Below are 25270 nucleotides of genomic sequence, written 5' to 3'. Positions count from 1 at the left end.
ATATCATCGGAATGAAACGGCCTGCTCGCCCGCGGTCCGCTTCCGAACTTCGCCTATTACCCGTGCTTCGAGCCCGTTGCCTATCAGACTCGCCAGCGCGGCATCCGACCGATCGCCAGGCACCACCACCACCATTCCGATGCCCATGTTGAAGGTTCGAAACATCTCATCGTCGTTCAGATGAGCCTCAGACGCGATAATTCGGAAGATTGCCGGCACTTCCCATGAGCCTTTGTTTATACCGACCATGCAGGATTCCGGCACCACGCGGGGAATGTTCCCGATGAAGCCGCCCCCTGTGATATGCGCCATCGCAGATACATTGACCTTGCCGCATAAATCCAGGATCGGCTTAACATAGATTTTGGTCGGCGTAAGCAGTTCCTCTCCGAGAGTCTTGCCCAGATCGGCCCAGTAGGATTCCAAAGGGTACCCTCTCAACTCCAGGAGCGCTTTTCTGACAAGACTGAAGCCATTGCTGTGCAGGCCTGACGAACCCACACCCAGTACCACGTCACCAGGTGCGACCTTGGCGCCGTCAATCGCTTTCGGCTGGTCTACGATACCCACGCAGAAACCTGCCAGGTCGTATTCTCCCGCGGGGTAGAAATCAGGCATCTCCGCTGTTTCGCCGCCTATGAGCGCACAACCTGCCTGTTCGCAGCCGCGAGCGATTCCGGATATCACGGATCGGGTCGTATCAGGATCGATCGCTCCGGTGGCGAAGTAATCCAGAAAGAAAAGTGGCTCTGCGCCGGTGACCAAAATATCGTTCACATTCATGGCCACAAGATCTATGCCGACCGTATCATGAACACCAGTCATGAATGCGATCTTTAACTTTGTCCCAACTCCGTCGGTCGCGGAGACCAGCACAGGGTCATTGAAATTGCGCCATTTCGGCCGAAACATCGCGGCGAATCCGCCCATCTTACCCATTACTTCCGGTCTGAACGTTGACCTGATCCTATCGGCTAGAGAACCGATGACCTTATCAGCCAATTCCACGTCTACCCCGGCGTCCTTGTAGGTTACCTTTTCAGACATCGCTTATACAAACTCCGTGAGTCCTTATGTTCAAATCAGAAGCTATTTTCCCGGCCATCTCTCGAACCTTGGCTTTCAGTTCCTCTTCATCCACGGTGGTGGCCTTTCCTTGCCTGACCACGAATTTCCCGTTGACCATAACATCACGAACATCCGATCCGCGTGCAGAGTATATCAAGTGTGAGACCACGTCATAGGCCGGAGTCAAATGGGGCCGATCCAAATCTATTACTATAAGATCGGCAAGCTTGCCCGACTCCAGTGAACCTATCCGATCGTTCATTCCCAGGATTGCCGCTGCGTGGCTGGTCGCCATTTGAATGACCGTGCACGCGCTCAACGCTTCCGGGCTATTGTTGGCCAGTTTGGCGAGGAACGAAGCGGAACGCATCTCTTCAAACATGTCCAGGTTATTATTACTGGCCGGTCCGTCCGTCCCGAGCGCCACACGGCTGCCCCTTGCCAGCAGATCCATCACCGGAGCCGCACCGGAAGCTAGTTTCATATTGCTCTCAGGGCAATGTACCACGCCGGTCCCGGTTTTGAACAACATATCTTTTTCCTGCTCAGAAAGGTGCACGCAATGAACCGCGACAAAGTCCGTGCCGAGAATGCCGTTTCTTGCCAGAAGGTCCACCGGGGTGGTTCCGTAAACCCGTTGGATTTCCGCAACTTCCCACGAAGTTTCCGCGACGTGGGAAAACAACAGGGTATTGTGCTTGGCGGCCAGTTCCTTGGCGGCATGAAAAGTCTGCGGGCTGCAAAGATAAGGCGAGTGACAAAACAGTGCAGGTGTAATCAGAGAGTCTTGGGGACACGAGGCAAGAAAGTCCTGAGCACGGCCTTTCCACGAGCCGGGTGCTGCCGCGTCCGGAGTAGGAACGTCCAGGATCCCCTGAGCGATGACCGCGCGAAGCCCCACTTCCATAGTGGCTTCCGCTGCTTGCTCCATGAAAAAGTACCCGTCCGCGAAGGTCGTCACACCGGACAGGGCCATCTCCACAGCAGAGAGCATGGTTCCCAAACGCACGAATTCCGGAGCCACATGCTTGCCCTCAGAAGGAAAGATGTACTGGTTAAGCCATTGGTCCAGTGGCAGATCGTCTGCTACGCCACGGAGGATGCTCATAGCCGCGTGATTGTGGGCATTGATCAGCCCCGGCATTATGAGGCAGTTGGAGCAATCCACCACTTCAGCCGCAGAGGGTTCCAAGCTGTCCTCAGGCAAATTTACCTGCCCGAGGCGATTGCCCGTGACGATCGTCACACCGTGAGGCACCGGTTCCGACAGGCCGGGATGCGGCAGGATCAGACCGTTTTTCAGGAGTATTGTTTTGGCCACTGCTGGCTCCATGCCTTCAATTCCTCAGGTAGGACCGGCATCATGCCGGTCCCCGGCACCGACCGGCGAGACGCCGGCTCTACGAAAGCCGGCCTGCTCTACGCGCGGCGAACATACGCCGGATAAGGAGCGCATGACTATGCACTCTCGAACCCACACCGTTCGAGTACCCCTTCCAATATGGCAGCAATCTTGGGCGCGCAGACCTCGGCATTTGCTATAACCTGCTGAACAGAGACAGGTTCCATTTTGTCCGGTATGTTCACATTAGTAATAGCGGCCAACGCAAGGGTCCTGAATCCCACTTGATTGGCCACGATAACTTCCGGGACTGTGCTCATTCCGACTGCGTCGGCGCCCAGTATTCTTAGCATCCGCGTTTCTGCAGGGGTCTCCAGGTTCGGTCCTGCCACCGCGGCGTATACACCGTGCCTGACGGGAATTCCAAGATCTGTCGCGGCTTCACCGGCTACTCTTGTCAACTCGCGATCGTACGGGTTGCTCATGTCGGGGAATCGCTCTCCTAGCCTTTCATCAGCAACGCCCCGCAGCGGTGTGTCACCCATCAGATTGATGTGATCCGTAACCACCATGACATCCCCCGCGTGATAATGAGGGTCCAGTCCCCCGGCCGCACTGTTTATCAGCAGCAGTTGTGCACCCAATTCTCTCAAAATGCGGACGGGCAGGGTGGTCTGTTGCAGAGTGTATCCCTCGTAATAATGGAGACGGCCTTCCATTACCGCGACATTTCGCCCGCCCAACGTGCCGAATACGAGGTCTCCCTTGTGACCTTCAACCGTAGATTCCAAGAAGTGCGGGATATCAGGGTACGGAATCCTGGCCATTGCCTGCACTCGGTCGGCAACGCGTCCCAAACCTGTGCCCAAAATAATGGCTGCGTCAAGCTGCGAAGGTGCTCTTGCGCGGAGAAACCGAACAGCGTCCCGGACCGATTGATATAGCGTTTCCATATGAGCTTTTCCCGGCGGTATTGAATCCCGAGTATCGTGGATGCCGCGGGCCAAAGTCAAGCAGCGTTTCCCGGTCAATCGAGGAAGGGTAGGGTGGTTCGCTTTTTCTTGACAATGTTTGGCTTTATTAGCAAGGGTAAGGAGATTGCGGCCCTGTCTTTCCCGAGTAGAGGCAGGAGCTTGTCGGGATCATGCTTTAGGAGAAACCACCGATGATCGAAGGTATTCGCACCATTCCCAGGACCCCGTCAGCCTACTCATACCCTTTGCTGATAAAACAACTGCTGCATACGCCCATCCTTTATGCGCCCGACCAGCAGATAGTCTATCAGGACAAGGCTCGCATCACATACCGGGAATTCTATGACCGAATCCACCGCCTCGCGGCAGGGCTCTCGTCGCTCGGGATCGGTCCGGGAGACACCGTGGCTGTCCTGGATTGGGACTCCCACCGATATCTGGAGTGCTTCTTTGCCGTTCCCATGATGGGAGCCATATTGCACACGGTCAATGTTCGCCTCTCGCCCGAACAGATCCTTTACACGATGAATCACGCCGAAGACGCGGCGGTTCTGGTTCATGAGGATTTTGTGCCTATGCTGGAAGGCATTGCCGACCAACTCAAGACTGTGCGCACTTTCGTCCTGCTCAAGGACGGGAAAGAAAGACCGGCCACTTCTCTGCGTATTTCCGCGGAATACGAAGAGATGCTCCAAAGTTCCCGCAATACTTTCGACTTCCCCGATTTTGACGAGAACGCCCAGGCTACGACTTTCTATACCACGGGGACTACCGGCGATCCTAAGGGCGTCTATTTCAGCCATCGCCAGTTGGTGCTGCACACGCTTGCGGCTAGTGTGGCGCTTGCCGGTTTCACCGCGCCGGGCCGCTTCCAATCCGGAGATGTGTACATGCCCATCACCCCCATGTTTCATGTCCACGCGTGGGGGTTCCCGTATGTGGCTACCATGCTGGGCGCCAAGCAGGTTTACCCCGGAAGGTACGTGCCCGAAACGATCCTCAGGCTGATAAAGAACGAGAAGGTGACCTTTTCACATTGCGTTCCCACGATTCTTCACATGCTGATAAACGACCCCGTGGCTCGGGAAGTCAATTTCCGAGGATGGAAGGTCAACACCGGCGGCATGGCCCTGCCCAGGGGACTGGCCACACAGCTCCTTGAAATGGGTATCGACGTTTTCCACGGATTCGGCATGTCCGAAACCTGTCCATTGCTCACCCTGGCAAACCTGAAGCCTCACATGATGGAATGGGACATTGAGAGGCAGCTCGACTATCGCACCAAAACCGGATTCCCTTTGCCATTGGTTGATATGCGAATCGTTGACGAATCAGGCAATCCTGTTCCGCGTGACGGTAAAACTCCGGGAGAAATTGTCGTTCGGACTCCGTGGTGCACCCAGGGTTACTTCAAGGCGCCGGAGCGTTCCGAAGAGCTGTGGGAAGGCGGACGACTACACTCGGGAGATGTCGCTGTAATGGACCCCGAAGGCTACGTCCAAATCACGGACCGCCTGAAAGACGCCATCAAAACAGGAGGAGAATGGATCTCGTCCCTGGCCCTGGAAAGCCTCCTCAGCCGGCACGAAGCGGTTTCGGAATCCGCTGTGGTCGGAGTGCCCGACGAAAAATGGGGCGAAAGGCCCGTGGCCCTCGTGGTCCTCAAACCGACTTACAACGACAAAATCACCGGCGAAGATCTGCGCTCCTTCCTCCTCCAATTCGTGGACCAAGGCACCATATCCAAATGGGCCGTCCCCGACGACTTCCAAATAGTCGACCAAATCCCCAAAACCAGCGTCGGGAAAATTAACAAGAAGATGATCCGGGAACAAATGGAGAGCCGTAGGATGCGGTGAACGAAGTGAACCGCATCAATCGAGAAAAGACCACGGAGAATGTGGTTCGCACCGGTCGCCACATCTGACGCGGGCTGACACTGTGCTGGAGGAAGTCCGGGCAAGAGCCCGGACGACAAGCATTCCCAGGCTGGAGCCTGGGAACGAGAAAAACTGGCAAATGCCGATCTGTAGGAGCATCTCTTGTGGGTGCCCGGTGACGATCAGTGTCCGCGCCGATCATTCCGAGCAGGGCAGGCACAAGACCTGCCCCAACAGTGGATTATTTCTCGTTCCCAGGCTCCAGCCTGGGAACGCATAACGGGAGGCTCCTGCCTCCCAAAAAGTGGCTGCCATGGGCCGAAGTCGATACAAACAGGTAGAGGGACACCAGACATACTTTGCGACCTGCACCGTAATTGGTTGGCTCCCTCTGTTCACAAAGCCCGAATTAGCCGAAGTTGTACTTAGTGCATTGAAGTTCCTTCACGAGGAAGATCGCCTCGCTCTGCATGCTTACGTCCTCATGGAGAATCACCTTCATTTAATTGGGACTGCGAATGACTTCTCCAATGAACTGAGAAACTTTAAATCATTCACCGCGAAAAAGATTGTCGAATTGCTGAGGGTTTCTGGGAGTTCATTCTATTTAACGCAAATGCATTTTTTGAAGAAACACCATAAAACAAACCAGACTTATCAGGTATGGCAAGAAGGCTCTCATCTCATAGCCATCGTAAATGAAGAAGCACTCAGGCAGAAGACAGAGTACATTCACTTCAACCCGGTAAGAAGGGGCTACGTGAACTATCCGGAGCATTGGAGGTACTCCAGTGCTCAGGACTATTGCGGCCAAACAGGCCTGGTCCCGGTTGAGGTAATATTCTGAGGCTTTGCCGGCGGATGTCCGGGCAAGAGCCCGGACGACAGGCATTCCCAGGCTGGAGCCTGGGAACGAGACACAACGCTGTGCTGTAGAATGTCCGGGCTGGAGCCTGGGAACGAGCAAAAATGGCAAATGCCGATCTGTAGGGGCACCTCTTGTGGGTGCCCGGTGGCGATCAGTGTCCGCTCCGATCATTCCGAGAAGGGCAGGCACAAGACCTGCCCCTACAGTGGATTTTCTTGTTCCAAGGGTCCAGCCTGGGGACGCATGTCCGAGAGACTCCCGACTCCCTGAAGGTGTTGAAACCGTCCGAGTCACCGCATCCTACGGGAACTAGGGCTTTTTTCAGGCGCAGCCTGGAAAAAAGATTGATAAAGTTTTTGGGAAGGGGGTGCGGGGGAAGCCCTTTTTACAAAAAGGGCTTCTCCCGCAATTCTTTTCTTCTTCCTTCCTCTTCCTCTTCCTCTTCTTCCTTCTTTTCCCCCTCTTCTCTACTTCTTCAGCTCTTTTATCTTCGCTTCCAGGGCGGGGACGACCTGGTGGAGGTCGCCGACTATGCCGTATTGGGCCACGCGAAAGATCGGAGCGCGGGGGTCTTTGTTGATGGCTATGATGAGGGGAGAGCCTTTGATTCCGCCGATATGTTGGAATGCGCCGCTGATCCCGAGAGCGAGGTACACCTTGGGTTTGACTTCCACGCCGGAAGTGCCCACCTGGTGGTATTTGGGCAGGATACTCTTGTCTACGATGGGACGGGAACAGGCCAGCACGCCTCCCATGGTTTCGGCCAGGGACTCGAACGCTTCCATTTCAGGCTCGTCGCCGATGCCGCGGCCCAGAGAGACAATTATATCTGCGGATGCGATGTCCACATCGCCCTTTTCGGCTTCCACGTAGTTAAGGAATCGCTTGCGCAGAGGCTCAGCGCCCAGGGGAGAAGCGATCTTTTCCACAGCGCCGGTCTGTCCCGCGACAGGAGTGAAGGGGAAGGAGCCGGCACGGAGTGTCACAACCACTCTTTCCGCGTCTTTGAAAGAGACTACGGAATTGACTTTGTAGCTGTATATCTGACGCAGGGCCTGGAGTTTGCCGTCCTGAACTTCCAGCCCGAAACAATCCGTCGCCAGGGCCGCGTCCAGAGCTACAGAGAGGCCGGGAGCCAAATCGATGACCGAGTTGGAATTGCCCATAATGAGCATGAATGGTCCGCGATCCTTCAGAATGGGCGTCAGCGCCTTGATGAACGAGTCGGAGTTGAAGGTCTCGAACTTGGGATCATCCACCACAAGGACTTTCGGGCATTCTTTAGCCAACTGGTCTGCCATACCGTCAGGATTGCTTGCCAGCAAAATGCAGGAAAGCTCCGCTCCGAATTCTCCTGCAACCTTTCGGCCCGCTGCAATGGCTTCCCAAGTGGTATCTCTTAACTGCTGCTTCCGATGCTCAGCCAGGACGAATATCTGTTTCATCAACCGATACCTCCCTTCTCTTTCAGGATCTCGGCAACCCGCGCAGCAGCTTCCTCCGGGCTGCCCTTGATTATTTCCGCGCCTTCGCCTTCAGGCGGCAGAAAGACCTTTTCGACCTGAATCCTGGAGCCCTGAGATCCTACTTGAGCTTCGTTAAGGCCTACTTCACCCAGATCCAGCATTGGGATGTCCATACCAGCGACTTTGCGCACCGCACGGATCGAGACGAATCGCGGCTCATTCAGTCCGGTGGCGACAGCCAGCACAGCCGGGAGGTCCATTTCAACCGCCTCGTACAAGCCCCCTTCAAGTTCACGGTTGAACGTGACCTTGCTGTCCTGAATTACAATCTTGGAAACCAGTGCGGAGCTGGGAAGGCCCAGCATTGCCGCCAGCATTCCGCCGACCTGCGCTCCGCCGTCATCCTCCGCGAGAGTGCCGGTCAGAATCAGATCATGGGGACGCCCCTTAATGAACTGTGCGAGGATCCGTGACACCGCGTATCCGTCAGACCCCTCGAACGTGTCGTCCCACAGATGATAAGCCTCGTCGGCCCCTCGTGCGAGGCTTTCTCGAAGCATCTCTTCTGCATCCTCCGGTGCGACGCTCACGACCGTGACCTTGCCGCCTACCTTTTCTTTGATACGGACGGCCTCTTCGATGGCAAACCGGTCCCAATCGTTGATGTCATAGTCGAGGTTGTCCTTCTTGATGTCCTTCCCTCCACTGTCAACGGCCAGTTCGGCCTCGGAGGTGTCCGGTATCCATTTCATGCAGACAACGATATCCATTGCTCCTCCCCTAGAGTTGGTTGCAGAACCTATGAGTTCTTGGAAGAGTGGCCGGGGAGGCCCTTTTTGCAAAAAGGGCCTCCCCGGACCCCACCCCAAAAACTCCTATGACTTGCAGCCATTGCCTCTGAGGAGGCAACGGCTGAGGCTGAAGACCGGCAAGCCGGCGGTGTTTCTTTAGGTTGCGCGTGAAGCTTCCCCTTGGCCGAGAGGTTCTGTAATGCCTGAGCCCTAAAGCGGGTGCCAAAAAATACCCGTGTGGTTTTGCGGCCACTTCTAACCAATCGCTCGCCTATGTCACTGTTCTCAGTTCATAGTAACGGTTTTTCCGGTGGGACTTCTCGACGAAAGTCATTTTATGTAAAGGTTTCCTCCTGCCTCCTTCAGAAACTTCATATTCTATTCGCTGAATGTATTCCGCCGCCGGCGGAAGACACACATCGAGCAGGATATGAAAGTTTTTGGGGAGGGGCGTGGGTAGGCCCTTTTACAAAAAGGGCCTACCCACAATTCCCTTTTTCACGCCATTGACCGGTCTACCAGTTCGACCAGGTCGATCACTTCCATTTTGCCTTCATTGCCGGTGGTCTTGATAGCGTCTTCGAGGTTTATCAGGCAGAAGGGGCATGCTGTGACAATAACTTGGGCGCCGACTTCTTCAGCCATGTGGACCCTTCGCTCGCCCATTCTTTCCTTTTCTTCTTCGTTTTCGTACCACAGCAACAGCCCGCCGCCGCTGCAGCAGAAGCTCCGAGACCTTGAGCGCTCCATCTCGTGCAATCGGATACCCGGTATTTGGCCGAGAACGTACCGGGGGTCTTCGTAGATGTTGTTGTGGCGGCCCAGGTAGCACGGATCGTGATATGTCACGGTCTTACCGGCCAGATAGTCGCCCGAAAGCTTTATTTCTCCCTGTCTGAGGAATCGAGCTATCAATTGGCCGGCATGAACGATCGGCAAATGGCCGGGGTATTCGTTCTTTATGGTATTGAACGCGTGAGGGTCAAATGCCACTATTTCCTTGAATTCCCTCGCCTCGAAGGCCTCGATGTTCTTCTGCGAGACCTGCTCGAAGAGGCCTTCTTCACCCAGCCTTCTTATTTCGTTACCGGAGTCTGTTTCATCCTGCCCGAGTATGCCGAAATCCACGTCTGCTCTGCTCAGGATGCGCGCGAACGCTTTTGATATTTCCTGTATCCTCGGGTCAAACGATCCGCAGCTATCCACAAAAAAGAGCAGATCAGTCGCATCGCCTTTCTTCAGCTCTTTGACTTCGATGCCTTCAAGCTCTTTTGCCCACGCGGCTCTTTTTTGCTTGCTGCCTCCGTAAGCATTGCCCTTCTTCTTGATCTGCTGCATGGGCTTTTGCAGGGATTGAGGCACATCGCCCTGGTCGAGGAGATAGCGCCTCATATCAACAATCTTGTCTATGTATTGGATAAAAATGGGGCATTCCCGCTCGCAGGCCCCGCAAGTGGTGCAGGCCCATATTTCCTTATCGGTGATGATGTCACCGATAAGCTTGATTTCACCCGGATCGGGAGCGGACCCGAATACCGGGAAGTACTTGTAAGCATAATCCCGAGCTTTAATGCTGATCATCTTAGGCGAGAGGGCACGTCCCACCGTGGTGGCCGGGCAATTGTCGCTGCACCTGCCGCAGTCCGCGCACGAATAGAAATCCAGGACGTGCTTCCAAGTGAACCCCTCAAAGCTTCCGGTCCCGCACTCGGGCAGGTCCATCCAGTCATTCACTCCGCACTGGACAGGTTTGATGGCGCCTTTGTTCAGGTTGGCAAAAAATACGTTCGGTATGGCCGTGATCACGTGAAAATGTTTCGAGATAGGCAAATAGTTCAACAGGCCGAAGAAAACCAAGATGTGCGCCCAGTAGCCGCCTATGTGGAGAAAATCCAGGGCCGTAGACCCGGCCGCCGGCATGATGGAAGCGGCAAGAGTGGCCGCGGGGAACAAACCGGCCTGACCGGCCGTCCCGGCAGCTTTCAGGGCACTGCCGTCATAAACCATGTCGGTAACCATCAGAGCCGCGACCAGGCCCAGAATGATAAACGCCTCGTTCTCGTGGCCCGCGATTCCGGGGTGTTCGTATCTGGCCGGCCGGAACACCGCGCGGCGGATGATCGCAATAATGCAGACGGCCAGCACCATGAGCACCACGTAGTCTTTGAGCACTTCGTAGGAAAAACCCGCGGTCCCGGACAGCAGGGGAAGGTGGAATTCGGAAGAAAAGCCTAGCCCGATCATAGTGAGAGAACGGAGCGAAAGGATCATGAATCCGGCGAAGAGCAAGATGTGCAGGATGCCTGCGCCCAGGTATCGGGGCTGACGTAGCTGCCCGAACCCGTAAGCAATCATCATCCATATTCGCTCGCCTATGTTCGAGAACCTGGGATCGGGCTTCCCTTTTCTGAGAAGCTCAATTCGGCGGAACATGATGAACGAAAACAAACACAACGCTGCGGCAAGAACCACGAGAATTAGAACAGGGGCGGGAACTCCGGCGATGGGAAAATCTGCCGGCTCAACTATTGCCATTGATAAAGACCTCAATGAAGAAGATTGCGGGGAGAACCTTTTTGTAAAAAGGCTTCTCCCCGCACCCCTCTCCAAAAACTTCTGTATCTCGTCTCGCTGGGCAACTTCCGCTTGCAGCGGAAGCTGCCCAGCGAGCATGATATGGAGTTTTTTGAAGGGGGCACGGGGGAAAGCTTTTTTGCAGAAAAAAGTTTCCCCCGTAATTCTTAACTTATAAGAACCGCCAGGATTTTCGCGGGACGGTCCCCGTGAGCTTTCACCAGGTGCATGCTGGTGGAATCGTAGTAGATCGCATCGCCAGGTCCCAGCACGTCACGAGTGTTGTCTACCAGCACCTCCATCTCACCCTCGAGGACGTAAATGAACTCCTGGCCGTCATGTGAAGAAGGTTCGTCAGCCACAGCCGGATGAAGAGTGACGATGAACGGCTCCATAAGCCTGTCTTTCTTGTTCGGGGCCAATGATTCGTATTCGTAACCGTGGCTGGCCTGTTTTGCTTTACCGAATCGGCTAAAGCTCTGACGGTTGCCCGCGCGAACTATGGTAAAAGCTTCCTCGCCTTTCGAGATCACGTCCGCCATTTTGAGGGAAAGCGCCTTGCTCAACTTGATCAACTGACCGAGCGGCAGAATGGCTTCGCCGGCTTCCATCTGAGCCAGTGTAGCCTGGTCTATTCCTGACCTGGCCGCAAGCTCTTCCAGCGAAAAGCCTCTCTGCTTTCTGGCCGCTTGAAGTCTTTGCCCATGATGGACCGCTTCATCGCTTTCGACCCTTTCCTTGGCCGCGGCTTCGGCATCGGGATCGGTGAGGAAATCGTGCCCTTTGGCTTCTCCGTATTGGTCTACCGTCTCCCGAAAACGCTCGTAGGAAGCATGTTTCTTTTCGTCTTCCATGATTGGTCCTTTCAACATCCCAACAATACCGGCCGACACGCTGCAAACAAACGGATACAGGGCTACATGGACCTGCCGGGCACTCCAATGCTTCTGGCGATCACGATTCGCTGAACCTCCGAAGTGCCTTCGCCAATGTCGAGCAGTTTCTGGTTCCTGTAGTGCCGCTCCGCTGCATAGTCTTTCATGAGACCATATCCGCCGTGCAGTTGAACCGCGTGATTTGCCGCGCGGTAATAGGTCTCGGAGCACACGAGCTTGGCCATGGCTGCGATCTTGGGGATCAATTTATTATTATCCATCAGCCAGCAAGCCTTGTAAAGGAGCAGTCGGGCCATCTCTATCTCGGTGGCCATGTCTGCCAGCTTGAACGCGTTCACCTGAAAAGATCCGATAGGCCTCCCGAACTGGGTCCTTTTCTTTGAGTAATCCAGGGCTAATTCAAACGCTCCCTGGGCCCCGCCGAGCCCCATCGCTCCAATGGACAGGCGGCCACCGTCCAGAGTTTTCAGCATTTGATGAAAACCTTCACCGCGCTTGCCGAGCAGGTTATCTTTCGGCACCCGGCAATCCTGGAACGTAAGCTGTCCCGTGTTGGAAGACCTCCAGCACATCTTGCCGTGCATGGGTTCCGCGATGAAGCCTTTGGTCCCATTTTCCACCAGAATGCAGCTTATCTCCGGCTTCTCGGACTCGAAACTGTCAGTCACGCATTGGACTACGCAAACCGCGCTCATGTCGGTAGCCGAGTTCGTTATGAAGATTTTGCTGCCATTGATTACCCACTCGTTGCCGTCCAGGACCGCCGAGGTCCTTGAAGCGCCTGCATCCGATCCTGCATCAGGCTCCGTGAGTCCGAATGAAGCCAGGATCTTGCCTTTGCACAGGTCCGGGAGCCACTTCCGCTTCTGGTCTTCATTTCCGAAATAGTAAATCGGGGCTATTCCGAGAGAGTTGCCGGCCGCTATGGTGGCCGCATGGGACCCGTCGATCCGTGCGATCTCCTCGACAGTGATGATATAGTTGAGGTATCCGACCTCGCTGCCGCCGTATTCCTCGGACACAAACGGTCCGAAAAAATCCAGTTCGCCCATCTTGCGGGTCAGGTCGTACGAGAATTCTTCCTTGTCATCCAACTCCTGTGCGACAGGAGCTATCTCCTTTTCCGCGAACTCTCTAACAACCTTTCTCGTCAGTTCCGCATCCTTGGGAAGATCAAAGTTCAAGGACATACTCACAACCCCCTTGTGCCAGCTAGGTAAAGACGAGCATACACGTACCGGAGCTGTTCAGGTCGGGTTCTCGATCGTTGCTCGACGTTTTCAGTCGGTTGACGATTGGACCCGCCAGAGCCGGTAGCACAGGCGCAAAATCACCAGATATTTGGTTTCACATCCGTTAGCAGCGTCGATGAGGAACGAACAATGTTCGACGCAACTCGTACTCAATAACAGATGGGACGTCTCATTGTCAAGGCGAACACAGCATAACGAACAGGAGCGAAAGCAGGTTGGCCGAATTACAGGGAGGGCATGGGGGCTGAGGTTCTGAGGTGTGAACTTCGGGTCGTTTGAGCGATTGTAAAAGGAATTATTGGGAATCGAGTAATCATTCACTTACGTGCGGGAGCGTCTCGCATGCCCCGAAGGGGCAGCCCGACGGTAGCCACGGGCGTAAGCCCGTGGAGAATGGCCCACACAATCATTTGGATTACCGACCCTGGAGGGGTCGACCCCTTCAGGGTCGGTGATTCAGGGCTGTGGCAGTGCTTCCGGTCCACGGGTTACATCCCGCGTCCCGCGAGACTACCATTGGTACGCCCCTTCTGGGCTAAGAATCCCTTCCACCCCCGCAAGACTGAATGGTTACGAAATCGAGGTCTCGGGACGGCTGGGTTGTCACAACAGCGGCTCAGCATCGCGCTGTTAATCATCAACGATGTCATTCCTCCCTGTTCTCAGGAAGGTGAAATAAAAAGAGACAATGGAGTGAACATTGATGGCATATTCACTGGTTTTTCTTGACAAAAACCTGAATATTAACTTATAATTCAATCGACTTAGACTGACCTTATCCCCGGCTGCATTTCATCGAGCGGGCCCACGAAAAGGAGAACTCCTTCTATGAACCTTGTGCGTTACGGTGTGATCCTCCTCAGCGGTCTGGCACTAATCTTTCTTCAGGGCTGTGGTGGGCCTGCCCCGCAGAAGCAGGAAGCCGAAAAAGACCAAGGCCAGTCAGTGGTTTCCACCCTCCAGTCCCAACTCGCCCGCGCTCACGACGATATTCAACGGGAGCAGGCACGGAACGAAGAGCTTATAGCCCAGGTTCAAACCCTAACAGAAAAACTGAAGCAACCCCAAAGCGAGCCTGCAAAGCCGACGAGAGCTGAACGCAAAGCCGCCCAGCCCGCACGAGAGGTGCCCGGCAAGGCCGCTGCAGATGAGACCAAGATTCAACTTATGGGAGAAAAGGCCATAGCCGAACACAGGGCAGCTCAGTTGAGCCGGCGCCTGGACGAACTGAGCAAAAATCTGGACCAGAAAGAATCGGAAATGGCGGCCATTCGCCAAAAGGCCGGGTCCAAGGAAGCCGAAGTCGAGCAACTGAGACAGCAGATTGAAAAACTCCAGACAGCGGAAAGAACTCGAACGGGAGAACTCAATTCCAGGCTTGAACAAATAACGCGGGAGTTGGAAAATCGTTCAGCCGAAGCTAAGAAACTCAAGCAAGAGGTAGACGAAAAGGCGGACCTTCTGGCTGCTCTAAAGAACGCAGTCTCTGACTCGGGCAAACTGAAATCTACCGCAGAAAATGAGGTCAATCGACTTCGCAGTGAATTGGCCGAGACGTCCAAGCAACTGGAAGTAGCACGGAACGTTGCAGAACAAAATAAGAATGTAGCCGAACAATGGAAGGAATACGCTGAGCAATACCAAGCTAGGGCCGAGGCGTCTGAAAAGGAACTTCAAAGCCAGAGAGAGCGAGCCGTGGCCTCCGAAAAAGAGCTTGAAGACCTGAAAGCCCAAGCCGAAGACCTAACGTCCCGGCTGCAAGCCCTGGAAGCCGAACCCGGCGAAGCCGAAACCGAAGAGCCGGCACCATCCAGAATTGACCGCCTCCTCCGAGGACCACAAGCGCAGGGGACACCTGAAGGGGGCGCCAGCCTGTACTAATCTTTATCAGTCTCACACGAAGCGTCAGGGATTGAAAACATAGATTGCTCGCTTAGCACGGGTGGCCCGGACGCCACTGCGTCCGGGTTCCGAAGGAACAAGAGGGGCTGTTTCGTGGACACTGCCCTGTCCAACAGGTGCTGGTCTACAAGATCACAGGTTGAAAATCACCTCTTGTCGCTGCGCGACCCGGACGCAGTGGCGTCCGGGCCACCCATGCATCCGGCTGAGGCGTGGTTCCTCCTAGTGAAGCAAGCAAAGTTCCAATTTACAATTCGTTCCAAGACCTGATCGGCACCCCAACTAACTCGCCTGTTGCGTAAAACCTGGCTGAGCTGAACTCCCAATCACACGGGACGTCCACGAAACCCGCCTTGACTGGATTGGAATGCATATATTCCAGCTTTTCGAGCAACTTCTCCTCAGAGTAGACGTTGAAGTCGTAATAACGAGGTTGCCAGACTGGATCTCGCAGGTCAATCGCGTCGGCATAGCGCTGGGTACGCCCTTCCAACAATTGCTTGATCTCGAAGGAGCTGCGTTGCTTCCACCACTTTATGAGGTCACTCAGAACGCCATTACTAGGGAACCACAAAAGTGCGTGGACATGATCCGGCATCACCACGAAACCGAAACACCGGCTTTCACGCTTTGCTAGTTGGCGTGCGAGATTCCCTGTCACTATGCTCTTGGCATGGTCATCATCGAGCAGGCGCCTCCTCTTGAAGCAAGAAAAGGTGACAAAGTGGACATGACCCGGTTCGTCGTAGATGCGGCGTGACATATTGAATCTTTATCTTGTCGCGCCCGAGTATTCAATCTGAATCCATTGTAATCGCGAAGAAAGTGCAGGGGCTCCACGGAGAGGTAGACGACGCGTCGCCAAGTTCGGGGCAAACTGCCCCTCTTGTCGCTTCGCGACCCGGACGCGGTGGCGTCCGGGCCACCCACGAATGGTCTGCATTGAGTCACACAACGAAAGCCAGTTCCCACTAGTCAGGAATAAGCCATCCCGCCAACAGTTTTCCGCCCACATCTACCTGTTCAATTCTAATTGCCGTCTGCAAGTGATCATGGATCTGTTTGGCCTCAAAGCATGCCGGGTGTTCATATGATTCGGATTTTCTGCACGGACCACATGCTCTCATTCTGGCCCATTCTGCCATTTCCTTGAGTGTCATGACATCCCCCCTGATAGACGTAGTGTTGTTGAACAGAAAGAGATTGGCAATGTCAATTAGGTTTAGACCCATTCTCTAATTTGTCAACGGAGATTCTCTAGTCTCAGGGCAGTAAGAAGCTGAATTCCACTGGGTGGCCCGGACGCCACTGCGTCCGGGTTCCGAAGGAACAAGAGGGGCTGTTCCGCGAAGTCTACCTTATCCCACGACAGCCGGGGCAACTTCTTAGGTTGAAAATCACCTCTTGTCGCTACGCGACCCGGACGCAGTGGCGTCCGGGCCACCCATCGAGAAGGCGTGCGCAATCAAGCACAATCTCGTTGGTGCATCTTGCTGGATTACTGTTTTCTAAGTAATGACGAGATGTTGTCATAGGAAACTCGGCAAAGATCTTGGCAATGTTCATATTTGATCAAGATGTGGGAGTTTTTGCGGAGAGGTGCGGGGGCCACTAGGCGTGGGGCCATATATGTCTTCGATGGACCCGTCGATTCGCTAAGGCCTCAGCGGCATAAAGGCTGGTTATCGCCCTGCGCGCAGCAGTTTTTGCAAAAACGCCCTCCCCGGAAATGCTCTTTACTCTTCAGGTCCCCTTCACTTCGCGTGGGGTTGTTTCATGAGGAGGTATTGGCCGATGTATTTGACGCCGTGGACGAAGCGCTTGGCATCTTCGATGTTTGTGAGCGCGGAAACAGCCCCTTGGAAGATGGTTGAAGGTCGGAGATAGTAGGATTTCCACGCGCTGTAGTTGAATTGGTTGATCTCTTCCGCGGACAAATCAGGGTAATCGTATCGGGCACTCAAATGCCCTGTCTTGGTGATACCGTCTTCTTGTCTCAGGAATCCCATTTCTTTCAAATAACTGTTGAACACGGTCCCTTCGTAAGCGGCTGCTATTGCGAACTGGACGGTATTGGGACGCAACTCCAGAGCGTAGTCAAGGGTCTGACGCATGGTGTCACGAGTTTCACCCGGGAGACCGAAAACGAAACATCCGTGAACCCGCAAGCCTACTTTCCGGCAGTTCTCCATGAACGTTTTGGCCTGGCCGGTATTGACACCTTTTTTGACCCTTTTGAGTATCTCGTCGTTTCCGGATTCGAAGCCCACCACAAGATTACGCGCGCCGGCTTGTTTCATCCGGGCCAAAACTTCCACGGGCAGGTCGTGGCGGCTGCAACAGGACCACGTGATACCCTTGCCTTGCAAATCGTCGCACAGCTCCAACACGCGGTCGCGTTCGCACGTAAACGTGTCGTCCTCGATCTGGATTTCTTTGATCTGGGGTAGGGCGCTGTGAATCCAAATCATCTCCGCTGCCACATCGGATATGCTCCGCTTGCGGTACCGATGGCCCGCTACCGTTTGCGGCCAGAGGCAGTACGTGCAATGACTCGGACAGCCGCGACCTGAGAAAATCGAAATATAGGGATAATTAAGGTATGGGATGCGATATCGTAACAGAGGCAGGTCGCGGCGGATGATCCGAGAAGCCCATGGTAGCGAATCCAGGTCCTCCAACTTGTCAGCGTCGGGGTTGGAGATGATTTCGTCGCCGTCCTTCCATGTCAGGCCTCTGATTTCGGCAATCGGCAAACCGCGGCACAACTCCCGCAGCGGCAACTCCACTTCCCCCCGAATCACCGCAGCCACTCCTGGCGCTGAAACGACCTTCTCAGGCACCACCGTAGCATACGGTCCCGCGAACACTATTAGAGAGTTTTTCTTGGTTTGTTGGAGCAGCCGGGCAGTCTCATGATCGTACGCCACGGTCTCCTGGTTGGCGTAGAAAACGTAGATGTCGTAATCCGGGACGGTTTCCAGGAACTGCTCTCTGGAGCTTCCTTCCACATTGCAGTCCATGGCTCGGCCTGTGGGGACCGCTCCCGCTGCGTAGCATATCCACAGGGGAATCCAGTGGCTCGCTGCGCTCCCGTCGGCATTGTAAGTAGCCTGGAAACGCCCTCCCGCGGCGGAGTCCATGCTGGCAATGTTTGGAGGGACCAGCACGAGAGCGCTTTTCATGATAGACCTGTCTTAGTGGGCAAGATTTTCTTTTATGGCTTCGGTCTGGAAATGAATTGCAAGAGGCTCGATCAGTTCATCCAGCTTGCCGTCCATAACCATGTCCAACTTATACAGCGTCAGACCAATTCGGTGATCGCTGACACGGTTTTGAGGGAAGTTATAAGTCCTGATACGCTCCGATCGATCTCCTGATCCTACCTGGCTCTTTCTCTCCTTGCTGATTTCGGATTGCCTTTCCTGTTCCATGCGGTCCAGGATTCTGGCCTTCAGGATCTTCAGAGCCTTTGCCTTATTCTTATGCTGCGATTTCTCGTCCTGGCAGGTAACCACAATGCCGGTAGGCAAGTGCGTGACTCTCACGGCCGAATCCGTGGTATTCACGCTCTGGCCGCCAGGACCGGAGGATCGGTACACGTCGATTTTCAATTCCTTTGGATCGATGGCCACTTCCACATCGTCCGCCTCAGGGAGCACCGCAACTGTAACCGCTGAAGTGTGGATTCGGCCCTGAGACTCAGTGGTAGGTATCCTCTGGACTCTATGGACCCCGCTTTCGTATTTTAGCTGCGAATAAGCGCCGGAGCCGTGTATTAGGGCGATTACTTCCTTTATGCCGCCCGCGGCCGCCATGGAAGAGGACATTACCTCCACTCGCCAACCCCGGATTTCAGCGTAACGGCCATAGGCCCGGAACAGATCGGCAGCGAACAGGGCGGCTTCCTCGCCCCCTGTGCCCGCCCGGATTTCCAGGAAAGTGTTCTTCGCGTCGTTCGGATCTTTGGGCAGCAGGAGAAGATTAAGCTCCGCCTCGATTTGAGACTGCCGGTCCTTCAGTACGGCCAGGTCCTCCCTGGCCATGCTGACCATTTCAGGATCGTCTTCGTTGCGGACCAGCTCTTCCAGATCGTCGATTTCTCGGATTACGCCAGTAAGAGACCTGTACGCCACGATAATATCGTCCAGATCGGCTTGTTCCTTTGCCGCCTTCTTAAGCTTCTCGGGATCGGAGACAACTTCAGGCCTGGCAAGCTCATCATTGAGTTCGTCGTAGCGTCGGCTCAGTTCTTCCAGTTTCGAGAGTACTTGCATTGTAAACGGCTATATCAGGCGGAGGCTTCGCTCTTCGCCCGCATCTCCTCTTTTTCAAGAGTTGTCCTAAGGGCCACCAGGGCCACTTCGATTTGGTCGTCGCTCGGTTCCCTGGTGGTTAGTTTTTGCAGCCACATGCCGGGAAGGAGCAACGCATTTAGAATCGGATTATTTAACCTTTCTGCCATTCTAATAATCTCGTAAGAGCATCCTGCAATAGGGAGCAAGAGAAAAATCTTCACAACAATGTAGAAAGCATTGGTTGCGATTTTACTCCCGAACAGGTCCTTTGGCAGGAAAGGGAATACCGCTGTGAAAAGAAAAATGCTGAAAACGAGAACCAGCAGTAAAAAAGCTGTGCCGCAGCGTGCGTGCAGGCAAGGATATTTTCGAGCATTCTCGACTGTCAGCTCGTCGCCTTTCTCGTACGCATGAATCGACTTGTGCTCAGCGCCGTGGTACTGAAATACCCGTCGTATTTCTTTCAATAGCGAAATCAGAACTATATAGCCCACGAAAATGCTGACTTTGATCACGCCGTCAATGACGTGGAACCAGATGCTCCTTACGCCCAGATCGGCCCCGGTAAGGACTCCTATCCCCAGCGTTGCCAGGTGAGGCACCACAACAAACAAGAGCATTGCAGCGCCAAGCGCCAGAGCTATGGTCCCGGTCAATGCCCAAGGTCCAAGCTTTTCCTCTTCTTCGCCCAGCGCTTCCTGAGCGGAGTATGTAAGCGCCTGAATCCCGTTGAAAAGGGCTTCGTACAAGACTATACAGCCCCTCAACAGAGGCTTCTTCAGCGTCGGCCACTTTTCCATCGGGGAGTACCAGCGATCCTCACGAATCGCCAGTTCTCCATCCGGCTTGCGGACCACCACGGTGAACGTTTTCGGGGCCCGCATCATAATTCCTTCTATGACGGCCTGCCCCCCGACTTTGATTTGACTGGTACTGCCTTCGCCTGAGGAGTGGTTGCTAATTAACATGTGGCTCCGTTCAGCCGGTGAAAGTGCAGGCTTTTAAGGATCGGGTCCACGCCTCCTGCATCCCGGCTAAATTAGACTTCCCGTCGTGGGTACTTGATTTTGGGGCTACTTGTCAATAGACGGGCTATTTCTTGGCAGGCGCAGCCTTTTCTTTTTTGATTCGCAGCTTTTTGGCGGCCGGTTCGACTTTCTTGCGAGTTGTCTTAGCGGGCTTTTTCCCCGTGGAGACTTTCGCGTCTGCATATTTCTTCATAAACCGCTCGACTCTTCCAGCGCTGTCCACAAGTTTCTGCTTCCCGGTGAAAAATGGGTGGCAGGCCGAACAAATTTCAACTTTGTACTCGGGCTTCGAGGAGACCGTATGGACCTCAGCGCCGCAAGCGCACTTGAAAACTGATTCGCTATATTCGGGATGAATTCCCTCTTTCATTGCTCGCCTCCGTTCATGATTGAAGCTTTCCAGATTACCATAAGATACGTGTCGAGAAAATAGAAAAAGTTCGCCGAGACACCATGTGTCCCTAAAGCATGTTACACCCTGCAACAATTCGGTTCAAGCCGCGGTTGGAAACCAGCGCCTGGTGGTGTCTGCCGAATAGTCATGGGGGTGCACAGAAAGCACGCGCTGCCGCGGTAAAACCGGTCCGGCCTTTTATCTATTCATAATTTCAAGGAATTCTCTGTTGGAATCGGTTTGCATTATCTTGTCTAACAGAAATTCCATTGCATCCACAGAGTTCATGTCCGCCAGGAGCTTTCGTAGCAACCAGATCCTCTGGAGATCCTGTTGGGACACCAGCAACTCCTCTTTTCGGGTGCCGGAACGATTGATGTCGATGCACGGGAAGATTCGGCGCTCCAGCAGGCGGCGATCCAAGTGAATCTCCATGTTGCCCGTTCCCTTGAACTCTTCGTAGATAACCTCGTCCATCTTGCTGCCGGTGTCGATCAAGGCAGTTGCGATGATGGTGAGGCTACCGCCCTCTTCGATGTTACGAGCCGCCCCGAAGAATCTTTTCGGGCGGTGCAGTGCGTTGGAATCAACGCCACCGGAAAGGATTTTCCCACTTGGGGGGACCACGGTGTTGTGAGCACGGGCAAGTCGCGTGATGCTATCCAGCAGGATGACTACATTCCTTTTGTGCTCTACCAGCCGCTTGGCCTTTTCTATGACCATGTCGGCCACCTGCACATGCCTTTGCGCGGGTTCGTCAAAAGTGGAAGAAATAACCTCACCTTTGACCGACCTTTGCATGTCGGTGACTTCCTCCGGACGCTCGTCGATCAGCAGCACGATCAAATAAACTTCCGGATGATTATGCGTCACGCTGTTGGCGATTTGCTGCAACAGCACAGTTTTGCCGGCCTTGGGCGGGGAGACTATTAACCCGCGCTGTCCTTTACCGATAGGGGTCAGGAGATCCATGACTCGCATCGAATACTGTGTCGAAGCTATCTCCAGATTTAGTTTCTCCTCCGGATAAAGCGGGGTGAGGTTGTCAAAGAGCACCTTGTCTCGAACCAACTCCGGATCTTCGCTGTTCATGGTCTCGACTTTAAGAAGGGCGAAGTAGCGCTCCGTGTCTTTCGGGGGCCGGATATATCCGGAAATGGTGTCGCCGGTCCGCATGTTGAAGCGCCTTATCTGGCTGGGAGAAACATAAATGTCATCAGGTCCGGGCAGATAATTGTAGTCAGGCGCTCGAAGGAATCCGAATCCGTCGGGGAGGATTTCCAAAACTCCCTCGCCCCTGATGGGCGCTTCTTTCTCGCTTGCTTGATGAGCCTGAAGTATTGCGAAGATCAGCTCCTGTTTGCGCATGCTGCTTGCGCCTTCAACGGCAAGTGAATTGGCTATGGCCAAAAGTTCGCTGACCTTCTTTTCTTTCAATTGTGCAACGTCCATGAGATCTCCTGCGTCTCTTTCTGTTTTGGTAGGGACAAAGCTGTTGGTTTTGGAGTTCCGCCTGAAGTTTTTTTCGAGCAGGGTCGCTAAACACACGCCACAGCGCTTGACCTCAATGGCCCCGACCCGTTACGACATGATTTTCCTCGGCTGGAAGCGTGCTCCTGGAAGGGGGTTTCTAAAAAGTGGCTGTACTTTTTTTAATCAACCAGCCTTGTACTGTCAAGTGTTTTGTTTTTCAAGTTCGTGTCCTGCCGCTTTCGCGGACGGGCAGAGAGGTCTCGGAATGCCATTTCACAACCGAGAATGCTACGACTTCCCAGGGATTCATTGGTGCCCTCGTACCGGCCCGGCTTCTTGGTTGTAACCCCGCGCGAGAAGCAGGTTTCTTCCCGGCCGGAGCCTCTTCCATGTAAATGAATTGGCGGAGGCGATTCCCCATTGATCATTCTTGCGCTGCACTTTAGAATGGCGGACATGACCCAACTGCTCTTGCCATTTGCCACGCCCCCCCGGTTCACTTTGGACAATCTCGTGATCCATGAGGGGATCAGAGAAGCCTTATTGACTATCCGGTCAGTTTACGAATCAGGGGAATTACCACGCCCCTTTCTTTTTCTTCACGGCGCGGCCGGTACAGGCAAAACCCACATGATGAACGCTCTTGCATCTCACCTCAAGGAGCGGCTGGATCCTGAAAAGTGCCTCGTAAAACTGATTGTGCCAGTGGGGAGCCCTGCAAGCTTCCCGGACCTGGAGGAGCTGGTTACCTCGGTGGACGGTAACGACGAAGAAAAGTGCGCCGTGCTGGTTGACGACGTGCACCTGATGGACGATCACAATAAACATCATCTGTGGAACCTCTCCAACCAGCTGGTACGATCGGGGGCCCCGCTGATAATGAGTTCCCGCCTGCCCCCGGATGAGATCTTCGAGAATGACCCCCACATGAAATCGCGTATTACCGCGGGGCTGGTGCTGTGGCTCGAACCGCCTGAAGACAGCGTGCGGGTCTTGATACTCGACAAGATGGCGAGGGACAAACATGTGCGGATTTCTCCCGATGTAACGCATTATCTTGTCACCCGGAAGAGCAGAAACGTTAATGATCTTAGTATGATCCTTGACATTTTGGACCGGTCGTCGCTGGAACTTCAGCGCCGCATTACTCTCCCCCTAATAAAGTTGCTGGAGAAGCAAGGCGCGCTGTGACACCATAGGCGATCGAGCCGCTAGAAACCAAGGCCCTCTTTCCCCCGCGGAACTAAACGCGCGCGGGGATGACCACATGCGAAAGCAACCCGATTTGAGCAGATTCACGCCGGGTTGCGATCTCCATACGGCCTTGGTTACCCTAAAACCGATTTCAATTCCGCGACCTACCCGAGGTTCATAAGAGGTATCCGGAATGCCCGACAAAATTGACAAGTCAGCGCCGCTCCATTGTGTACCGCACGAAAGTCGGCAGCTCACGACCAGACTCGAACAAAGTGAGGTGGAGGCCAGGAAGACTCAAGAGCTTCTCCAGGGCATCCTGAATGCTATAGACTCCTCTGCCGACGCAATCGTCATTTACGATCTGAGCGGAAATGCAAAGTATGTCAGTGATTCATTCACCCGCCTGTTTGGATGGACAAAAGAAGAGGTTTTGGGCAAACGAATCCCTTTCGTGCCGGAATCGGAACAGGAGATTTCGCTTGCCCATATCGGTCGTCTGCTTCGGGGCGGCAAACCTATGAGCGGCTTTGAGACCAAGAGAACCACGAAGGACGGAATCGTCCTGGATGTGAACATCAGTGCCTCGCGATATCTCGACCACCAAGGGGAACCCGCCGGGATTCTCGTTATCATTCGAGACATAACCGCGTGGAAATCCATGCAGAGAGCCAGGCAACGAGCCGTGAACCATCTTTCGCATGAACTCACCACCCCACTGGCGATCATAGATGCTTCGCTCCCAATACTGGCGAGACAGAACCTGTCGCCTGAAGAGCGGGAAAAAAGCCTCAACAGGATAAGGAGGAACCTGAACCGGCTGATAGAGGTTCAGCGGATCGTCCAAGAAATCGTTGCTCCCAGAGAATACAAGCCGCGACCCTTTCCTGTGATTCCGTTTGTCCTTGACGTCCTGGATACGCTTCGGAAACGCAGCTCAAATCGATCGGTGGCGCTGCTCCACCGGCTCCAACCTGTTGATTCGTCAATGATAGATCCGGACGTGCTTCAGAGGGTTCTCCAGACATTGGTCAAGAACGCGATTGAGAATACTCCGGACGGAGGGACGGTAACCGTTGTACTGGAGGCAACCCCTTCAGGGCCTCTGTTGAAGGTCGAGGATCGCGGGGTGGGCATCCGCCGAGAAGATCAACCATTCATTTTTGATGCTTTCCATCATACGCAGGCTACGGAGCAGTACTCTACCAAGAAGCCGTTTGACTTCGACGCGGGCGGCAAAGGTTTGGAATTGATGCAACTGAAAATGCTCGCTGACGAAGGTTACATTGACATAAGTTTCTCCACCACCGGGTGTGTGCACCTTGCGGGCCAGCGAGATTACTGTCCGGGCGGCATTGCCATGTGCGAGCACGTGAACAGCGAGCGCGAATGCAGGGAATCAGGAGGCACCACTTTCTCCGTCCTGTTCAAAAGGCTAATCAGACAAGAGCACATTTAGTGAAATAGACGCTCGGACCTCAAGGACGAGAAGGTGGCAGTATCCGTGCGCCTGCCTGCCCGAACTAATGGGAGTTATCTACACATTCCACCGGCACGGAGGCTGGTGGCTACCAATCCGGACACATCGGGCTTCACAATCGGTCATTACCAGTGATACTGATTTGTGATCAAACTTGGAACACGGCAGAGAAGAAGCACAGACCTGCTTGGGCAGGTCTGTGGCACCCGACACCAGTTCGCCATAAAAAATATAACATCGCCGAAAGTTGTCATTGCGAGAAGCGAAGCGACGAAGCAATCTCTCGCCACTGAGATTGCTTCGGGCTCGACGCCCTCGCAATAACAACTTTCGGCGATGTTATATTTTTTATGGCGAACTGGTGTCGGGTGCCACAGACCTGCCCAAGC

General features: G+C 54.2%; 20 protein-coding genes. 5 read left to right on the top strand and 15 right to left on the bottom strand.

Annotated features, from left to right (window positions below):
• Positions 1-3: 3 nt before the first annotated feature.
• The 3 genes from HY913_06680 to HY913_06670 all read right to left on the bottom strand — a co-directional run bounded on the left by HY913_06680 (position 4) and on the right by HY913_06670 (position 3363).
• Positions 4-1047 (bottom strand): phosphoribosylformylglycinamidine cyclo-ligase, encoded by a 1044-nt coding sequence (locus HY913_06680; GenBank protein ID MBI4962940.1) that lies wholly within the window; start codon positions 1045-1047, stop codon positions 4-6.
• Positions 1040-2401, bottom strand: a complete 1362-nt coding sequence (locus HY913_06675; protein MBI4962939.1) for an amidohydrolase — start codon at positions 2399-2401, stop codon at positions 1040-1042. The genes HY913_06680 and HY913_06675 overlap by 8 nt, the downstream gene beginning before the upstream one ends.
• A gap of 125 nt (positions 2402-2526) precedes the next feature.
• Positions 2527-3363, bottom strand: a complete 837-nt coding sequence (locus tag HY913_06670) for a purine-nucleoside phosphorylase (protein ID MBI4962938.1) — start codon at positions 3361-3363, stop codon at positions 2527-2529.
• 212 nt (positions 3364-3575) lie between these two features.
• Here HY913_06670 and HY913_06665 point away from each other — a divergent pair, with 212 nt between their 5' ends.
• A complete protein-coding gene (locus HY913_06665; protein ID MBI4962937.1) occupies positions 3576-5243 on the top strand; it encodes a fatty acid--CoA ligase in 1668 nt (555 codons plus the stop codon).
• A gap of 334 nt (positions 5244-5577) precedes the next feature.
• The gene (locus HY913_06660; protein ID MBI4962936.1) at positions 5578-6111 is read left to right on the top strand and encodes a transposase; all 534 of its coding nucleotides are present in this window, start codon (positions 5578-5580) and stop codon (positions 6109-6111) included.
• Positions 6112-6599: 488 nt separating this feature from the next.
• On the opposite strand, the gene HY913_06655 is transcribed toward HY913_06660, so the two are convergent.
• The 5 genes from HY913_06655 to HY913_06635 form a co-directional block, all read right to left on the bottom strand.
• Positions 6600-7577, bottom strand: coding sequence for an electron transfer flavoprotein subunit alpha/FixB family protein (locus HY913_06655; GenBank protein MBI4962935.1), 978 nt, complete (start codon positions 7575-7577; stop codon positions 6600-6602).
• The gene (locus HY913_06650) at positions 7577-8368 is read right to left on the bottom strand and encodes an electron transfer flavoprotein subunit beta/FixA family protein (GenBank protein ID MBI4962934.1); all 792 of its coding nucleotides are present in this window, start codon (positions 8366-8368) and stop codon (positions 7577-7579) included. The genes HY913_06655 and HY913_06650 overlap by 1 nt, the downstream gene beginning before the upstream one ends.
• A 519-nt stretch (positions 8369-8887) precedes the next feature.
• Complete coding sequence (locus HY913_06645; GenBank protein ID MBI4962933.1) at positions 8888-10924, bottom strand: (Fe-S)-binding protein; 2037 nt, start codon at positions 10922-10924, stop codon at positions 8888-8890.
• Between the two features lie 206 nt (positions 10925-11130).
• Positions 11131-11817, bottom strand: a complete 687-nt coding sequence (locus HY913_06640) for a helix-turn-helix transcriptional regulator (GenBank protein ID MBI4962932.1) — start codon at positions 11815-11817, stop codon at positions 11131-11133.
• 62 nt (positions 11818-11879) lie between these two features.
• Positions 11880-13043 (bottom strand): acyl-CoA dehydrogenase family protein, encoded by a 1164-nt coding sequence (locus tag HY913_06635; protein MBI4962931.1) that lies wholly within the window; start codon positions 13041-13043, stop codon positions 11880-11882.
• Between the two features lie 897 nt (positions 13044-13940).
• Here HY913_06635 and HY913_06630 point away from each other — a divergent pair.
• Entirely contained in the window at positions 13941-14993 is a 1053-nt protein-coding gene (locus tag HY913_06630; GenBank protein MBI4962930.1) for a hypothetical protein, read from the top strand.
• 268 nt (positions 14994-15261) lie between these two features.
• Here the strand turns inward: HY913_06630 and HY913_06625 are convergent, their stop codons facing one another.
• The 7 genes from HY913_06625 to rho all read right to left on the bottom strand — a co-directional run bounded on the left by HY913_06625 (position 15262) and on the right by rho (position 22186).
• Entirely contained in the window at positions 15262-15777 is a 516-nt protein-coding gene (locus HY913_06625; protein ID MBI4962929.1) for a transposase, read from the bottom strand.
• Between the two features lie 208 nt (positions 15778-15985).
• Positions 15986-16174 (bottom strand): hypothetical protein, encoded by a 189-nt coding sequence (locus tag HY913_06620; GenBank protein ID MBI4962928.1) that lies wholly within the window; start codon positions 16172-16174, stop codon positions 15986-15988.
• Positions 16175-16768: 594 nt separating this feature from the next.
• Positions 16769-18199 (bottom strand): radical SAM protein, encoded by a 1431-nt coding sequence (locus tag HY913_06615; protein ID MBI4962927.1) that lies wholly within the window; start codon positions 18197-18199, stop codon positions 16769-16771.
• A 12-nt stretch (positions 18200-18211) separates the two neighbouring features.
• The gene (gene prfA / locus HY913_06610) at positions 18212-19291 is read right to left on the bottom strand and encodes a peptide chain release factor 1 (protein ID MBI4962926.1); all 1080 of its coding nucleotides are present in this window, start codon (positions 19289-19291) and stop codon (positions 18212-18214) included.
• A 14-nt stretch (positions 19292-19305) separates the two neighbouring features.
• On the bottom strand, positions 19306-20280 hold the full coding sequence (locus tag HY913_06605; protein ID MBI4962925.1) for a DUF1385 domain-containing protein: 975 nt from the start codon (positions 20278-20280) through the stop codon (positions 19306-19308).
• A 124-nt stretch (positions 20281-20404) separates the two neighbouring features.
• The gene (gene rpmE, locus HY913_06600; protein ID MBI4962924.1) at positions 20405-20710 is read right to left on the bottom strand and encodes a 50S ribosomal protein L31; all 306 of its coding nucleotides are present in this window, start codon (positions 20708-20710) and stop codon (positions 20405-20407) included.
• Between the two features lie 222 nt (positions 20711-20932).
• On the bottom strand, positions 20933-22186 hold the full coding sequence (rho, locus tag HY913_06595; protein MBI4962923.1) for a transcription termination factor Rho: 1254 nt from the start codon (positions 22184-22186) through the stop codon (positions 20933-20935).
• A gap of 441 nt (positions 22187-22627) precedes the next feature.
• Between rho and HY913_06590 the strand changes: the two genes are divergently transcribed.
• Positions 22628-23398: a hypothetical protein gene (locus HY913_06590; GenBank protein ID MBI4962922.1), complete on the top strand. Its 771-nt coding sequence runs from the start codon at positions 22628-22630 to the stop codon at positions 23396-23398.
• 196 nt (positions 23399-23594) lie between these two features.
• The gene (locus tag HY913_06585) at positions 23595-24860 is read left to right on the top strand and encodes a PAS domain S-box protein (protein MBI4962921.1); all 1266 of its coding nucleotides are present in this window, start codon (positions 23595-23597) and stop codon (positions 24858-24860) included.
• The last annotated feature ends 410 nt before the right edge of the window (positions 24861-25270 follow it).

The sequence above is a fragment of the Desulfomonile tiedjei genome, from assembly GCA_016212925.1.
Taxonomy (GTDB): domain Bacteria; phylum Desulfobacterota; class Desulfomonilia; order Desulfomonilales; family Desulfomonilaceae; genus JACRDF01.
Note: the sequence above shows the minus strand (reverse complement) of the source record. Positions and strands in the feature narration are given on the sequence as shown.

What these genes read in the sequence shown, in the direction of transcription:
- HY913_06680 (MBI4962940.1), bottom strand. Translation starts at nt 1,047, where the DNA reads ATGTCTGAAAAGGTAACCTACAAGGACGCCGGGGTAGACGTGGAATTG.
- HY913_06675 (MBI4962939.1), bottom strand. Translation starts at nt 2,401, where the DNA reads ATGGAGCCAGCAGTGGCCAAAACAATACTCCTGAAAAACGGTCTGATC.
- HY913_06670 (MBI4962938.1), bottom strand. Translation starts at nt 3,363, where the DNA reads ATGGAAACGCTATATCAATCGGTCCGGGACGCTGTTCGGTTTCTCCGC.
- HY913_06665 (MBI4962937.1), top strand. Translation starts at nt 3,576, where the DNA reads ATGATCGAAGGTATTCGCACCATTCCCAGGACCCCGTCAGCCTACTCA.
- HY913_06660 (MBI4962936.1), top strand. Translation starts at nt 5,578, where the DNA reads ATGGGCCGAAGTCGATACAAACAGGTAGAGGGACACCAGACATACTTT.
- HY913_06655 (MBI4962935.1), bottom strand. Translation starts at nt 7,577, where the DNA reads ATGAAACAGATATTCGTCCTGGCTGAGCATCGGAAGCAGCAGTTAAGA.
- HY913_06650 (MBI4962934.1), bottom strand. Translation starts at nt 8,368, where the DNA reads ATGGATATCGTTGTCTGCATGAAATGGATACCGGACACCTCCGAGGCC.
- HY913_06645 (MBI4962933.1), bottom strand. Translation starts at nt 10,924, where the DNA reads ATGGCAATAGTTGAGCCGGCAGATTTTCCCATCGCCGGAGTTCCCGCC.
- HY913_06640 (MBI4962932.1), bottom strand. Translation starts at nt 11,817, where the DNA reads ATGGAAGACGAAAAGAAACATGCTTCCTACGAGCGTTTTCGGGAGACG.
- HY913_06630 (MBI4962930.1), top strand. Translation starts at nt 13,941, where the DNA reads ATGAACCTTGTGCGTTACGGTGTGATCCTCCTCAGCGGTCTGGCACTA.
- HY913_06625 (MBI4962929.1), bottom strand. Translation starts at nt 15,777, where the DNA reads ATGTCACGCCGCATCTACGACGAACCGGGTCATGTCCACTTTGTCACC.
- HY913_06620 (MBI4962928.1), bottom strand. Translation starts at nt 16,174, where the DNA reads ATGACACTCAAGGAAATGGCAGAATGGGCCAGAATGAGAGCATGTGGT.
- HY913_06615 (MBI4962927.1), bottom strand. Translation starts at nt 18,199, where the DNA reads ATGAAAAGCGCTCTCGTGCTGGTCCCTCCAAACATTGCCAGCATGGAC.
- prfA (MBI4962926.1), bottom strand. Translation starts at nt 19,291, where the DNA reads ATGCAAGTACTCTCGAAACTGGAAGAACTGAGCCGACGCTACGACGAA.
- HY913_06605 (MBI4962925.1), bottom strand. Translation starts at nt 20,280, where the DNA reads ATGTTAATTAGCAACCACTCCTCAGGCGAAGGCAGTACCAGTCAAATC.
- rpmE (MBI4962924.1), bottom strand. Translation starts at nt 20,710, where the DNA reads ATGAAAGAGGGAATTCATCCCGAATATAGCGAATCAGTTTTCAAGTGC.
- rho (MBI4962923.1), bottom strand. Translation starts at nt 22,186, where the DNA reads ATGGACGTTGCACAATTGAAAGAAAAGAAGGTCAGCGAACTTTTGGCC.
- HY913_06585 (MBI4962921.1), top strand. Translation starts at nt 23,595, where the DNA reads ATGCCCGACAAAATTGACAAGTCAGCGCCGCTCCATTGTGTACCGCAC.